General features: G+C 68.0%; 12 protein-coding genes. 1 reads left to right on the top strand and 11 read right to left on the bottom strand.

What is annotated here, in order from left to right:
• Positions 1-4: 4 nt before the first annotated feature.
• From LCHO_RS00880 to glnT, 11 genes are all read right to left on the bottom strand, one after another.
• Complete coding sequence (locus LCHO_RS00880; RefSeq protein ID WP_012345213.1) at positions 5-2,335, bottom strand: penicillin-binding protein 1A; 2,331 nt, start codon at positions 2,333-2,335, stop codon at positions 5-7.
• A 113-nt stretch (positions 2,336-2,448) separates the two neighbouring features.
• On the bottom strand, positions 2,449-3,354 hold the full coding sequence (gene folD, locus LCHO_RS00875) for a bifunctional methylenetetrahydrofolate dehydrogenase/methenyltetrahydrofolate cyclohydrolase FolD (protein ID WP_012345212.1): 906 nt from the start codon (positions 3,352-3,354) through the stop codon (positions 2,449-2,451).
• Between the two features lie 9 nt (positions 3,355-3,363).
• Positions 3,364-4,227 (bottom strand): formyltetrahydrofolate deformylase, encoded by an 864-nt coding sequence (gene purU / locus LCHO_RS00870; RefSeq protein ID WP_012345211.1) that lies wholly within the window; start codon positions 4,225-4,227, stop codon positions 3,364-3,366.
• 4 nt (positions 4,228-4,231) lie between these two features.
• A complete protein-coding gene (locus LCHO_RS00865) occupies positions 4,232-5,362 on the bottom strand; it encodes an aminomethyl transferase family protein (RefSeq protein ID WP_012345210.1) in 1,131 nt (376 codons plus the stop codon).
• A 95-nt stretch (positions 5,363-5,457) separates the two neighbouring features.
• A complete protein-coding gene (locus tag LCHO_RS00860; RefSeq protein WP_012345209.1) occupies positions 5,458-6,537 on the bottom strand; it encodes a heme-dependent oxidative N-demethylase family protein in 1,080 nt (359 codons plus the stop codon).
• Positions 6,538-6,563: 26 nt separating this feature from the next.
• Complete coding sequence (locus tag LCHO_RS00855) at positions 6,564-7,514, bottom strand: PDR/VanB family oxidoreductase (RefSeq protein ID WP_012345208.1); 951 nt, start codon at positions 7,512-7,514, stop codon at positions 6,564-6,566.
• Entirely contained in the window at positions 7,511-8,104 is a 594-nt protein-coding gene (locus tag LCHO_RS00850; RefSeq protein WP_012345207.1) for a dimethylamine monooxygenase subunit DmmA family protein, read from the bottom strand. Before LCHO_RS00850 ends, LCHO_RS00855 begins: the two co-directional genes overlap by 4 nt.
• Before the next feature lie 11 nt (positions 8,105-8,115).
• Positions 8,116-9,486 carry an FMN-binding glutamate synthase family protein gene (locus LCHO_RS00845; protein ID WP_012345206.1) on the bottom strand — a complete coding sequence of 457 codons (1,371 nt, stop codon included), beginning with the start codon at positions 9,484-9,486 and terminating at the stop codon, positions 8,116-8,118.
• Between the two features lies 1 nt (position 9,487).
• Positions 9,488-10,177, bottom strand: coding sequence for a GltB/FmdC/FwdC-like GXGXG domain-containing protein (locus tag LCHO_RS00840; RefSeq protein ID WP_012345205.1), 690 nt, complete (start codon positions 10,175-10,177; stop codon positions 9,488-9,490).
• Positions 10,165-11,073: a class II glutamine amidotransferase domain-containing protein gene (locus tag LCHO_RS00835; protein WP_012345204.1), complete on the bottom strand. Its 909-nt coding sequence runs from the start codon at positions 11,071-11,073 to the stop codon at positions 10,165-10,167. Before LCHO_RS00835 ends, LCHO_RS00840 begins: the two co-directional genes overlap by 13 nt.
• An 11-nt stretch (positions 11,074-11,084) precedes the next feature.
• Entirely contained in the window at positions 11,085-12,431 is a 1,347-nt protein-coding gene (gene glnT, locus LCHO_RS00830) for a type III glutamate--ammonia ligase (RefSeq protein WP_050757269.1), read from the bottom strand.
• 222 nt (positions 12,432-12,653) lie between these two features.
• Between glnT and LCHO_RS00825 the strand changes: the two genes are divergently transcribed.
• Positions 12,654-13,256 carry a helix-turn-helix domain-containing protein gene (locus tag LCHO_RS00825; RefSeq protein ID WP_012345202.1) on the top strand — a complete coding sequence of 201 codons (603 nt, stop codon included), beginning with the start codon at positions 12,654-12,656 and terminating at the stop codon, positions 13,254-13,256.
• Positions 13,257-13,261 lie beyond the last annotated feature (5 nt).

Below are 13,261 nucleotides of genomic sequence, written 5' to 3'. Positions count from 1 at the left end.
GCACTCAGGGGCCGGACGCCCGGGGCCGCGCGAACAGCTCCTTGAACCAGTCCCGGATCGGCTCGGTCACCTGCTCGATCACGCCTTGCGGCAGGCCGATGCCCTCGACCTGGCCGCCGTCGGCCCATTCGCCGTAGCGCCAGTCGTCGCCGGTCCACGTCACGCCGTCGGGCGCGCCCGGCTCGGCCACCGGCACGCCTTTCAGCGCCTCGCGCATGTAGCCGATCCAGATCGGCAGCGCCAGTCCGCCGCCGGATTCGCGCTGGCCCAGGCTGCGCGGCGTGTCGTAGCCCATCCAGGCCACGCCCACCACGCCGGGCTGGAAGCCGGCGAACCAGGCGTCGACCGCATCGTTGGTGGTGCCGGTCTTGCCGTAGAGGTCGGGCCGCTGCAGCTGCTGCTGGGCGCGGGCGGCGGTGCCCGAGCGGGTCACTTCCTGCAGCAGGCTGCTGGTGACGAAGACATTGCGCGCCGGCACGGCGCGTCGTTCCTCGACCAGCGCCGCCGGGGCCGGCGCTTCGTAGAGCACCTGCCCCTGCGCATCGGTGATGCGCTCGACCAGTACCGGCTCGATGCGCCAGCCGCCGTTGGCCAGCACCGCGTAGGCCTGCGCCAGCTGCATCGGCGTGGTGCTGCCCGCGCCCAGCGCCAGGCTGAGGTTGTCGGGCTGGCGGGCCGGGTCGAAGCCGAAACGCGCGGCCCAGTCGCGCGCAGGGCCGACGCCGACGTGCTGCAGCACCCGGATGCTCACCAGGTTCTTCGAACGGGCCAGGCCCTGGCGCAGCGTGATCGGACCGTCGTACTGGCCGTCCGAGTTCTGCGGGTCCCAGCCCGACGGCAGGTCGCCGGCCTGATCGAGCGGGGCATCGTTGACACGCGTGTCGGGCATCACGCCGTGTTCGAGCGCGGCCGAATAGAGAAACGGCTTGAAGCTCGACCCCGGCTGGCGCCAGGCCTGGGTGACGTGGTTGAACTGGCGTCGCGCAAAGTCGAAGCCGCCGACCAGCGCACGCACCCGGCCGGTCTGCGGATCGAGCGCGACGAAGGCGGCCTCGGCCTCGGGCCACTGCGCCAGCGTCCAGGCCGGCGCGCCCTTGCGCCGCGACGTCGCCTGCACCCGGATCACCGAACCGCGGCGGATCGCCAGCGCCGGCTTCGCCTTGGGCGACAGCGCCGCCTGGCCCCAGCGCAAGGCTTCGCCAGCCAGGCGAACGGTCTCGCCGCTGGCCAGCTGGGCCGTCACCTCCTTGGCGCCGGCCTGCACGACCAGCGCCAGCCGCAGGTCTTCGTCATCGCGGTGCTCCTTCAAGGCGCGGGTGATGGCGGCCTCGGCCTCGGCGGCATCGTCGGGCAGGTCTTCGTGGTCCTCGGGGCCGCGGTAGGACTGGCGGCGATCGTGCTCGATCACGCTGCGGCGCAGCGCCTGCCAGGCCGCCTGCTGCTCGGCCGCGCGCAAGGAGGTGATCACCTTGTAGCCCTGCGTGTAGGCCTGCTCGCCGTGGCGCTCGACGACGATCTGGCGCGCCATCTCGGCCACGTGTTCGGCATGCACGTCGACGTCCAGCGGCGAGCGGACCTGCACCTTCTCGGCCCGGGCCGCGACGGCCTCGGCCTCGCTGATCAGGCCGACCGCCACCATGCGCTGCAGCACGATGGCCTGGCGCTGGCGGGCGCGCTCCGGGTTGCTGACCGGGTTGGCGTAGACCGGGTTCTGCGGCAGCCCCGCCAGCATCGCGGTCTCGGCGATCGACAGCGCCTGCAGCGGCTTGCCGAAGTAGGTCTGCGACGCCGCGGCAAAGCCGTAGCTGCGCTGGCCCAGGTAGATCTGGTTCATGTACAGCTCGAGAATCTGGTCCTTGCCGAGCAGCTGTTCGAGCTTGAGCGCCAGCAGCGCCTCCTTCACCTTGCGCTCGAGCGTGCGCCGGGTCGACAGGAAGAAGGTGCGCGCGACCTGCTGGGTGATGGTCGACGCGCCCTGGCGCATGCCGCCGCTGAGGTTGGACAGCACCGCCCGCGCCAGACCGCGCAGGTCGATGCCGCCGTGCTCGCGAAAGCGGCTGTCCTCGACCGCCAGCACGGCCTCCTGCATGCGCGCGGGGATCTGCTCGATCGGCACGAACTCGCGCCGCTCGGCGCCGAAGCGGGCGATCGACACGCCGTCGTGCGTGTAGACCTGCAGCGGCTGGCGCGGCTGGTAGTCGATCACCTTGTCGAGCGACGGCAACTGCACGTAGAACACCGCCACGATCAGGCCGAGCACGGCCAGGCCCAGCGCGAGGCCAGACAGGATCCAGCCGCGTCGGGTGGCCGGCAGCCAGGAAGGTGTCGATGTCATCGTGAACGGCGGACCGCCGCGGGCCCGATGGATTCAAGGGGAATCGACTGTACGCGCCGGGCCAATCCATCCCTGCCAGCGCAGGCACCGGCGGCGGGATGCACACGTGCCGTTCAAGGTGACCTGACGGTCGGTGCCTCCCAGTCCTGGAATTCGTCGCTGTCGACCGCCTTGAAGGCGCGTTCGGCCGATCGCAGCGTGTTCTCGATCAGCATCGTCACCGTCATCGGGCCGACCCCGCCGGGCACCGGCGTGATCCAGGAGGCCTTCTCCTTGACCGCGTCGAAGCACACGTCGCCGACGATGCGCCCGTCGTCGAGCCGGTTGATGCCGACGTCGATCACGATCGCGCCGCGCTTGACCATCTCGGGCACGATCAGGCCGGGCTTGCCGGCCGCCACGATCAGGATGTCGGCCAGGATGGTGTGCTGCCCCAGGTCGCGGGTGCGGGCGTGGCAGATCGTCACGGTGGCCTCGCGCTGCAGCAGCATCAGGCCCATCGGCTTGCCGACGATGTTGCTGGCACCCACCACCACCACGTTCTGGCCGGCCACGTCGATGCCGGTGGTGTCGAGCAGCAGCTGCACGCCGTAGGGCGTGCACGGCGGGAAGATGCTGTTGCCGGTGACCAGCGCGCCGACGTTGTAGAGGTGGAAACCGTCGACGTCCTTGTGCACCGAGATCGCCTCCAGCACCCGGGCGACCTGGATGTGCGCCGGCAGCGGCAGCTGCACCAGGATGCCGTGGATGGTGGCGTCGGCGTTGAGCCGCTCGATCGTGGCCAGCACCTCGGCCTCGCTCGCATCGGCCGGCAGCGCGATGTGCAGCGAGCGCACGCCGCACTCCTCGCAAGCCTTGATCTTGTTGCCGACATAGACCTTCGAGGCCGCGCTGTCGCCGACCAGGATCACCGCCAGGCCGGGCTGCACGCCCTGCTCCACCAGCCGCGCCACCCGCTCGCGAAAGCCCACCCGCAACTGCTTGGACAGCGCCTTGCCGTCAATGATTCGAGCCGCCATGCCCGATCCTCAGCGGAAGACCACGGTCTTGTTGCCGTGGATCAGCACCCGATCTTCGAGGTGGTAGCGCAGGCCACGTGCGAGCACCGCCTTCTCGACGTCCTTGCCGCTGCGCACCAGTTCCTCGGGCACGTCGGAGTGGTCGATGCGGATCACGTCCTGCTCGATGATCGGGCCCTCGTCGAGTTCGGAGGTGACGAAGTGGCAGGTCGCGCCGATCAGCTTGACGCCGCGCTTGAAGGCCTGGTGATAGGGCTTGGCGCCGACGAAGCTGGGCAGGAAGCTGTGGTGGATGTTGATGATCTGGCCCGGGAACTTCTCGCACAGGTCGGGCGCCAGGATCTGCATGTAGCGCGCCAGCACCATCACGTCGCCTTCGTTTTCGCGGTAGAGCCGCTCGACCTCGGCATAGGCCTCGACCTTGGTGGCCGGCGTGACCGGCACGTGGTGGAAGGGGATGCCATGCCACTCGACCAGGCCGCGGAAGGTCTCGTGATTCGAGATCACGCACGGGATGTCGACATCGAGCTCGCCCGACTGCCAGCGCCCGAGCAGGTCGTAGAGGCAATGCTCCTGCTTGGACACCAGGATCACGACCCGCTTCTTGCGCGCGCTGTCGGAGATGCGCCAGTTCATCTCGAACGGCGCGGCCACCTTGGCGAACTCGGTGCGGAACTCGTCGATGCTCAACTGCAGCGAGTCGGCCAGGATCTCCTGGCGCATGAAGAAGGTCTGCGACTCGGTTTCGGCGTGGTGGCTGGCCTCGGTGATCCAGCCGTTGTTCTGCGCCAGGAAGTTGCTGACGGCGGCGACGATGCCGACCCGATCGGGGCACGACAGCGACAAGGTATAGCGTCTGTTGGAAGTCGTCATGATCTCAATCCTTGGCCATGCGTTTGGTCTTCTGCGGGTCGTCGAACGGCAGGCTGTGGGTGCTGGCGGCGCAGTTCAGCGCGGCGCCACGCAAGGCCAGCTTGCGGCCCGGTACGGCGTAGGCCGTGTCCATGCGCGCGATCGCCATCGAGCGCCCGCTCAGGCGCGAATACATGCCGCAGGTGACGAAGCCGACCTTCGTGTCGCCGTCGTAGAGGGCATCGCCGGCCTGCGCCGCCTCGGTGCTGTCGAGTTCGATGCCGAAGATCTTGAAGCGCTCACGCCCCTGCAGGCGGAAGTGCTCGGCCGCGCCGCGGAACTCGGTCTTGCCCGGTGACACCGTGAAGTCCAGCCCCAGCTCCCACAGCGTGTCGCCGATGGGCTCGCCGTCCATCGGGTACATGTCGGAGTTGTCGTAGGGGTAGAACAGCAGGCAGCTCTCGACCCGCAGCCAGTCGAGCGCGGTGAACGCGCAGGGCACGATGCCCATCGCCTTGCCTTCGGCGACGATGGTGTCCCAGATCGTCGGCGCGTCGGCCGCCTTGCAGAACAGCTCGTAGCCGCGTTCGCCGGTGTAGCCGGTGCGCGAGATCATCACCGGGCGGCCGAACAGCGTCGTCTGCAGGTGATGGAAATACGGCAGCTGGCGGATGCCCGGCACATGCCGGCTCAGGTACTCGACCGCGAGCGGCCCCTGCAGCGACAGGTCATGCAGGTCGTCGTCGAACAGCACCGCAACGTTGCGGCCGACCGCGCCGCGCGTCAGGATCTCGTGGCCCTGGCCGGCGCCGTGCACCACCATGAAGGCGTTGGGACCGTTGCGGTAGATGACGCAGTCGTCGATGAACTTGCCGGCCTCGTTGAGCATGCAGGCGTAGACCGACTTGCCCGGGTAGAGCTTGCTGACGTTGCGGGTCACCGCCTGGTTGATCAGGGCCTCGGCGTGCGGGCCGATCACGTGCACCTTCTTCAGGCCCGACACGTCCATCAGGCCGGCATGGGTGCGGATGGCTTCGTGCTCGTCGGCCAGGTCGGAGCTGTAGGTCCAGGCCGTGCCCATGCCGTTCCAGTCGGCCAGGGTCGAGCCCAGCGCGCGGTGTCGATCGGCCAGGGCCGAGATGCGCCAAGAGGTCATGCGGTTCTCCAATGAGCAGTGAACAGAAGAGGAAAAGAAAAGAAAAACAGTCCCCTCGACCCGAGCGCATCGGGCCGAAAGTGGGGTCGAGAAACTCAGGCCGCTTCGGCCAGCCGTTCGGTATCGGCCTCGGTGCCCTTGGGCAGATCCGCGCCGTCGTCGAAGGCCGCCAGATAGGCCAGCGCGGTGGGCAGGAAGCGCGTCAGGCCCTTGTATTCGACGAGTTCCTTGGGCAGCGTCGACAGCACCCGCGACAGCCGCTTGCCCCACTTGGGCACCCGCACCAGCTCGTCCATCGAGGCCAGGTAGCAGCGGATCGGAAACAGCAGCGCATTGCTGCGCGGCAGCCGCCACAGCGTCTGCAGCTCGACGCGCAGATGCAGCTTGCGGCCGACGTTCTCGGGCGTGATCGAGGCGCGGTCCGGGCCCCATTCGGGATAGGTTTCCGGCGCGGTGTCCAGGCGCGGATTGACCGTCATGGTCCAGTTCAGGCGCCGCACCGGCTGGCCTTGGCGGATCATCAGCAGGTACTTCAGCGCACGCTCGAACACCCCCGTCTGGTGCGCCAGCGGCACCGGGCCGTGCCACTCCATGAAGCTCATGCCGACGTTGAAATCGAGCGACCAGTCGGCCTGCGACGTGACCATGCCGGCGTCGAGGAACAGGTTGTTGTCGCGCTGGTCGCAGATCGCGAAGTCGCCCTGCACCTGGCGGGTGATGTATTCGAAAGGCTCGCACGGCAGCGTTGCCGCATCGCCGAACACGAAGCGCTGCTCGATGCCCAATGGCCGGTTGCTCCAGGTCCATTCGGCACCGAAACCCTCGCCCGACTTGTGCAGCGAGAAGTGCTCGGGGTAGTCGCTCGACAGGCTGTCCATCAGCAGTTCGAGCGTGTCCCACTGCGCCATCATCATGTGCGGCAGCGCCTGGCAGCGGCCCGGGTCACGCGCGAGCGTGATGGCCCGGTCGCGGCATTCGGCGATGTAGTGCTCGTCGACGTCGAAGGCATGGTGAAAGGCCTCCGTCGGGCCCTTGCCGGCATGCGGCTCCATGTTGACGCTGTACATGTAGCGGTCTTCGGGGAACGGGAACGGGAAACGCAGGATCGCGGCGTCGCTGTTGCGATAGGTGTAGTCGCCGCGGAAGGTTTCGTCGGGCTTGAAGGTGATGGACATGCAGGGCTCCTGGTCAGTGCGACCGGTCACAGATCGAGCACCAGCCGGGCACCGCGGGCGCGCGACACGCAGGGCGCGATCAGCTGGCCGGCGACTTGTTCGGCCGGGCTGAGGAAGTGGTCGCGGTGTTCGGGCTCGCCGTCGAGCACGCCGGTGATGCACACGCCGCAGGCGCCGCCACGGCACAGGCAGGGTGCGGCCACGCCGGCACGTTCGATCGCTTCGAGCAGGCTTTCGTCCTCGCCCACATTCACGCTCAGGCCGGACTTGTGCAGCACCGCCTCGAAGGCGCGGCCGGTGGCTGACGCGCCGCCGAAGTGCTCGGTATGCAGGTGATCGGCGGGCCAGCCGGCGTCGTGCGCGGCCTTCATCACCGACTCGTTCAGGTCGGCGGGGCCGCACACGTACAGGTGCGTGCCCACCGGCTGGCGGGCCAGCAGCGCGGCGATGTCGAGCCGGTGGCCGTCGGCATCCCAATGAAAGGCCACGCCGTCGGCGCTCGGCAACCAGGGCGCGAAGACGTCCTTCTCGGCTTCGCGGCAGCACACGTGCAGCGCAAAGCCGGCTTGTCGCACACCCGGGTCCTGCAGGTAGGACAGGAAGGGCGTGATGCCGATGCCGCCGGCAATCATCAGGTGATGGCGGGCACCGCGCACGGGGGCGAAGAGGTTGCCGGGCCACTGCGCCTCAAGGCTGTCGCCGGGCTTGAGGCGCTCGTGCACCGCGGCCGATCCGCCGCGCGAAGCCGGCACGCGGCGCACGATGATGTCGTAGTGGGCGCGGCTGCCCGGCGCGTTCACCAGCGAGTAGGCATTGCGGTGCAGCCGGCCCTGGCCGGGCAGACTGAACTGCACATGCGCGCCGGCCCCGGTGGGCGGCAGCAGCGCGCCGTCGGCAGCGGCCAGCCGCACGTGGCGCAGCGTGGGCGCGATGTCGTCGACGGCGACCACGCGCAAGGTCAATGAGGAACCGATCATGGAAACACCTCCTGCGGCAGCGGCCGCTCGCCCGGCACCTCGGCGTCGACCATCACGCCCATGAAGGCCCCATGGCGACGGGAAAAATGATCACGCACCAGCAGGTGCCGGCCGCAGCCCGCACACGCCACCACGTGGGTGGTGACGCCCTCGGTGCAGCCATGGCAATGGGTGCACCAGACCTTGCGCTGCAGGCTGCCGGCATGGGCGAGCCGGACCTGGCTGGGCACCAGGCCGACCTGGCCCGCCGCCAGCGCGACGGCCCACAGGAAGGGCTCGGTGCCCTGCACGTACAGGCGGTCGCCGACCTCGAACGGCCCGGCCTGGCCCAACGCCTCGATCACGGCCGGCAGATCGGCCCGCACGGTGAGCGGGCCGAGCCCGACGGCCGATCCCACCGCGCTCGCCGGGCCGGCCCACCACACCTGCAGCTGCGACGCGACCGGGGCGAACACGCCGCCCAGTTCGGCCAGCAACGGCGCGGTCAGCGCACCCGCCTCCAGCACCAGCCAGTGACGGCCGGCCAGCAGGTCGGGGCGCAGCGGCTCGTAGACCGGCCGGCTCTTGATCTCGGAGGGACTCGGGGTCATGGCCGCACTCCTCAGAAGCCGTTCTGACCAGGGATCCAGTTGGTGCCGGCCAGCGGCACACGCGCCATCGCGGCGGCCTCCACGGTCAGCGCCACCAGGTCTTCGGGCTCGAGGTGATGCACGTCCTGCTTGCCGCAGGCGCGTGCCAGCGTGCTCAGTTCCATGGTCAGGGTCTTGAGGTAGTTCTTGACCCGCTTGGCGCCGACGTCGGGCTCCAGACGCTGCTCCAGCACCGCGTCCTGCGTGGTCACGCCGACGGGGCATTTGCCGGTGTGGCAGTGGTGGCAGAAGCCGGCCTTGGTGCCGAGCGCGGCGTAGTCGGCCTCGGCACTGTGGGTCTGGCCGGCCTGCTGGTAGGTGTCGCGGTTGCAGCCCAGCGCCATCAGCACGCCCTGGCCGATCGCCACCGCGTCGGCGCCCAGCGCCAGCGCCTTGGCCACGTCGGCACCGGTGCGGATGCCGCCGCTGACGATCAGCTGCACCTTGCCGATCATGTCGAGGTCTTCGAGCGCAGCCACCGCCAGGCGCACCGCCGCCAGCGTCGGGATGCCGGCGTGTTCGATGAAGCAGGTCTGCGTCGCCGCCGTGCCGCCCTGCATGCCGTCGACCACAACCACGTCGGCGCCGGCGTGCACGGCCAGCTTGACGTCGTTGAACACGCGGGTGGCGCCCACCTTGACGTAGATCGGGATCTGCCAGTCGGTCAGCTCGCGCAGTTCCTGGATCTTGATGGCCAGGTCATCCGGGCCGGTCCAGTCGGGATGGCGACTGGCCGAGCGCTGATCGACACCCTCGGGCAGCGTGCGCATCTTGGCCACACGCGGGTTGACCTTCTGGCCCAGCAGCATGCCGCCGCCACCCGGCTTGGCGCCCTGGCCGAGCACGACCTCGATGGCGTCGGCACGGCGCACGTCGTCGGGGTTGAAACCGTAGCGCGAGGGCAGGCATTGATAGACCAGCGTCTTCGACGACTGGCGCTCCTCGGACGTCATGCCGCCGTCGCCGGTGGTGGTGGTCGTGCCCATCGCGGTGGCGGCCTTGCCGAGCGCCGACTTGACGTTGGCCGACAGCGAACCGAAGCTCATGCCGGCGACCGTGATCGGGGTTTCCAGCACCACCGGCTTCTTGGCGAATCGCGTGCCCAGCACCGTGCGGGTCGAGCACTTCTCGCGATAGCCCTCGAGCGGGTAGCGTGACAGCGACGCGGTCAGGAACACCAGGTCGTCGAAGTGCGGCAGCTTGCGCTTGGCGCCCAGGCCGCGGATCTCGTACAGACCGGTGCTGGAGGCGCGGTGGATGTAGTCCAGCGTGCTGCGGTCATAACCTGCCGACTCTTCGAGTTGCAGACGCTTGAAGGCAATGGGGTGTTCGGTATCTGACATGTCAGTAGTCCTGGTCGGCGTCGGCATTCCAGTGATAGAGCGTGCGGGCCGAAGCCACGCGCTTGAAGTCGTGCGGGTCGTGCGACAGCCCGGCCTGGTCGAGCAGGCCGGCCAGTGCGCTGATGTCGGCATCGGCGAGCGGTTCGATGCGTGCATCGGCGCCGAGCGACTTGATCGTGCCGCGCACGTAGATCACGGCTTCGTAGAGCGAGTCGCCCAAGGCGTCGCCGGCATTGCCGCAGACCACCATCCGGCCGGCCTGGGCCATGAAGCCCGAGAAGCTGCCGACCGAGCCGCCGACCACGATGTCGGCGCCCTTGAGCGAGATGCCGCAGCGCAGGCCCGCATCGCCGTCGATGACCAGCAGGCCGCCGTGTGCCGAGGCGCCCGCGCCGTTGGACGCGAAGCCCTTGACGTGCACCTTGCCGCTCATCATGTTCTCGGCCACACCGGTGCTGGCGCTGCCGTCGATGGTGACGTCGGCGAACTTGTTCATGCCCGCGGCGTAGTAGCCGGCGTGGCCCGCCACGGTGACCTTCACCGGGGCATTGATGCCCACGGCGATGTTGTGCGCGCCGTCGGGATTGAGCACCGTGACGTGCTGGCCCTTGAGCGTTTCGGCCGGGGCGTGCAGGTGCTGGTTGAGCTCGCGCACGGTCTGGCGGCTCAGGTCGAAGGTCAGATTTTCCATACGTACATCTCCTCGGGAGCGGGTTCGAAGACCTTGGCGTGCTTGATGTCGGGCAGGTGCGCCAGCGACCGGAACTCGGACGCGATGGCCACGTAGTCGTCGGTCTCGGCCACCACCGCCGGCTTGCAGGCGAAGGGGTCACGGATCAGGGCCAGCTCGGTCGCCGTGCCCATCAGGAAGGTGTAGAAACCGTCGAGCGCCTCGAAGCCCTTCTGCAGCGCGGCGTGCAGGTCGTCGCCTTCGCGCAGGCGCCATTCGAGAAAGCGGCAGGCGGCTTCGGTGTCGTTGTCGGTCTCGAACTTGATGCCACGCGGCTCGAGCATGCGGCGCACGCCGTTGGGGTTGGACAGCGAGCCGTTGTGCACCAGGCAGAAGTCCTCGCCGGCGGTGAACGGGTGCGCACGGTCGGGTGTCACGGCCGACTCGGTGGCCATGCGGGTGTGGCCGACCAGATGGCTGCCCACCAGCTTCGAGAAGTCGTAGCGCGCCGCCACCTGGGCCGGCGTGCCGATGTCCTTGTAGAGGTCGATGCTGCGGCCGGTCGACAGCAGGTGCAGCTTGGCGTCATGCGCCTTCACGAACGCCTTCACGGGCTCGGCCGGGCCTTCGAACGCGAAGATCGCGTGGTTGCCCTTGATCGTGATCCGGGCGTCAACTTTCAACGCGCCGTTCAGCGCGGCCAGCAGGCCGTTCCAGTCATAGGCCGCGGCGGCTTCGGTCATGCCCGAATAGACACTGATCTTGCGGCGCGACTCGGCCAGCGGCTGGGTGAACACGGCCATGCCGGCGGAGTCCGGGCCGCGCTCGGTCATGCCGATCAGCATCGGCACCATCAACTCGCCCAGATGGCCGTGCAAGGCCGGCTTCTTCAACAACAGTCCAACGATTCCACACATGATTGTTTCCTTCAGAAAAACTCGAGGTACTGCTTGACTTCCCATTCGGAGACGTGGCGCATGTACTCGAGCCATTCCATGCGCTTGAACTTCAGGAACTCCCCCGTCACCGGGCCGAGTGCCTCGCGAATGACGCTGTCGCCTTCCAATGCGTCGAGTGCGGCATTGAGGTTCTGCGGCAGCAGGCCGATGCCGGCCTCCTTCAATTGCGCCTCGCTCCACTCGTAGAGATTGACGTTGCGCGGCGTGCCCGGGTCCATGCGCTTCTCGATGCCGTCGAGGCCCGCGGCAATCACCGCGGCCGTCGCCAGATAGGGATTGCAGGCCCCGTCGGGCAGGCGCAGTTCGAGCCGGCCTTTCGGGATGCGCACCATGGTCGAGCGGTTGTTGTCGCCGTAGCTGATGTAGGCCGGCGCCCAGGTCGCACCGGTCAGCGAGCGGCCCACCACCAGGCGCTTGTACGAGTTGATGGTCGGCGCGCACAACGCCGTCAATGCGGGCGCGTGGTGCAGCAGGCCGGCCATGAACTGGTAAGCCATCGGCGAGAGCTCCAGCCCGTTCGGGTCGCTCTTGTCCTGAAAGAGATTGCGCTTGCCGTCGCCGATGGACAGGTGCATGTGCATGCCATTGCCCGGCCGATTGGCAAAGGGCTTGGGCATGAAGGAGCAGATCAGGCCCAGCTCATTGGCGATCTCGCTGGCCGCCATCTTGAAGAAGATGAAGTGGTCGCAGGAGGTCAGGCAGTCGGTGTAGGTGTAGTTCAGCTCGAACTGGCCGTTGGCGTCTTCATGGTCGATCTGATAGACGTCGATGCCGGTGGCGCGCATCGCGTTCGACAGCCGCTCCAGGAACACGCGGGTGCGCGACAGGCCCTTGTAGTCGTAGCAGGGCTTGGCGAGGTTGTCGCTGGCGTCGTGCGGCACGATCGTGCCGTCGGCATTGCGGCGCAGCAGCGAGAACTCGGGCTCCAGGCCGGTGAACATCGTCAGGCCCTGCGAACTCAGGCGCTCGACCTGCTTCTTGAGCACGACACGGCTGTCGAACTGCCAGGGCTCGCCCTCGACATGGCCCTCGCAGACGATGCGCGCCAGGCCCGGCTGCCAGGGCACGACCGACACGGTCGAGAGATCGCCCACGGCCATGAAATCAGGCCCGTGCGGCTCGATGCCGACGCCGCAGATCGCGAAGCCGGCAAAGCCCGCGCCGTCGGTCATCACGGTGTTCAGGTGTTCGACCGGCACCGACTTGGCCTTGGCCACGCCGTGGATGTCGACGAACTGCGCCAGCACGTAGCTCACGCCCTCGGACTTGAGATGACGCTGGGTTTCCTCCACGGTTCTGAAGCGCTGCGGGGTCACCAGATCGGCCGAGGGCCGGGCTGAAAAGGGGTCTGCTACGGTGTTCAAGAGAAAAACTCCTTCGGGTTTCGATCCACGGTCCACAAGGGACTTTCTTGCTCGAGCGGTCCGGCATCGGCTGCCGTCATGTTTCTTCTTATGCAACATTGATGCCTGACATGAATTTTTTCCAGGCCGGACGATGCACACTTCCGCCATCGACAAAGACGCAAGGAGCGGCTCGTGAACAGACACGGCGAAGGCGCAACCGCCTCACTCGAAGAATCGGTCGGCGCAGCCATCAAGGAGCAGCGGCAGCGCCACGGGCTGACCATCGCGCAGGTGTCGGAGCAGGCCAGCATCAGCCGCGGCATGCTGTCGAAGATCGAGAACGGCCAGACCTCCGCCGGCATGGACACGCTTGCGCGCATCGCGCGTGCGCTGGGGGTCTCGATGTCGATGCTGTTCAGCAAATACGACGTCACGGCCAGCTCGGCGCAGCACATCAAGAAGGGGATGGGCATGGAAGTGGTGCGTCGCGGCACCAAGAACGGGCACACCTACCACCTGCTTGCCTACGATCAGGGCCCGGTGAAACTGTTCGAACCCTTCCTGATCACGATGAACGACGACTCGGAGCGCTACCCGACCTTCCAGCACCCGGGCACCGAGTTCCTGTACATGCTCGAAGGCAAGATCGAATACCGCTGCGGCCAGGAGACCTACCTGCTCGAACCCGGCGACTCGCTGACCTTTCAGGGCGAGGTGCCGCACGGGCCCGAGAAGCTGGTGAAGTACCCGATCAAGTTCCTGTCCTTCATCGTCTATCCGCGCGCGGCGGAGTGAGGCGG

This window comes from Leptothrix cholodnii SP-6 (assembly GCF_000019785.1).
Lineage (GTDB): Bacteria > Pseudomonadota > Gammaproteobacteria > Burkholderiales > Burkholderiaceae_C > Sphaerotilus > Sphaerotilus cholodnii.
Note: the sequence above shows the minus strand (reverse complement) of the source record. Positions and strands in the feature narration are given on the sequence as shown.

What these genes read in the sequence shown, in the direction of transcription:
- LCHO_RS00880 (WP_012345213.1), bottom strand. Translation starts at nt 2,335, where the DNA reads ATGACATCGACACCTTCCTGGCTGCCGGCCACCCGACGCGGCTGGATC.
- LCHO_RS00855 (WP_012345208.1), bottom strand. Translation starts at nt 7,514, where the DNA reads ATGATCGGTTCCTCATTGACCTTGCGCGTGGTCGCCGTCGACGACATC.
- LCHO_RS00850 (WP_012345207.1), bottom strand. Translation starts at nt 8,104, where the DNA reads ATGACCCCGAGTCCCTCCGAGATCAAGAGCCGGCCGGTCTACGAGCCG.
- LCHO_RS00840 (WP_012345205.1), bottom strand. Translation starts at nt 10,177, where the DNA reads ATGGAAAATCTGACCTTCGACCTGAGCCGCCAGACCGTGCGCGAGCTC.
- purU (WP_012345211.1), bottom strand. Translation starts at nt 4,227, where the DNA reads ATGACGACTTCCAACAGACGCTATACCTTGTCGCTGTCGTGCCCCGAT.
- LCHO_RS00845 (WP_012345206.1), bottom strand. Translation starts at nt 9,486, where the DNA reads ATGTCAGATACCGAACACCCCATTGCCTTCAAGCGTCTGCAACTCGAA.
- LCHO_RS00860 (WP_012345209.1), bottom strand. Translation starts at nt 6,537, where the DNA reads ATGTCCATCACCTTCAAGCCCGACGAAACCTTCCGCGGCGACTACACC.
- LCHO_RS00835 (WP_012345204.1), bottom strand. Translation starts at nt 11,073, where the DNA reads ATGTGTGGAATCGTTGGACTGTTGTTGAAGAAGCCGGCCTTGCACGGC.
- folD (WP_012345212.1), bottom strand. Translation starts at nt 3,354, where the DNA reads ATGGCGGCTCGAATCATTGACGGCAAGGCGCTGTCCAAGCAGTTGCGG.
- LCHO_RS00865 (WP_012345210.1), bottom strand. Translation starts at nt 5,362, where the DNA reads ATGACCTCTTGGCGCATCTCGGCCCTGGCCGATCGACACCGCGCGCTG.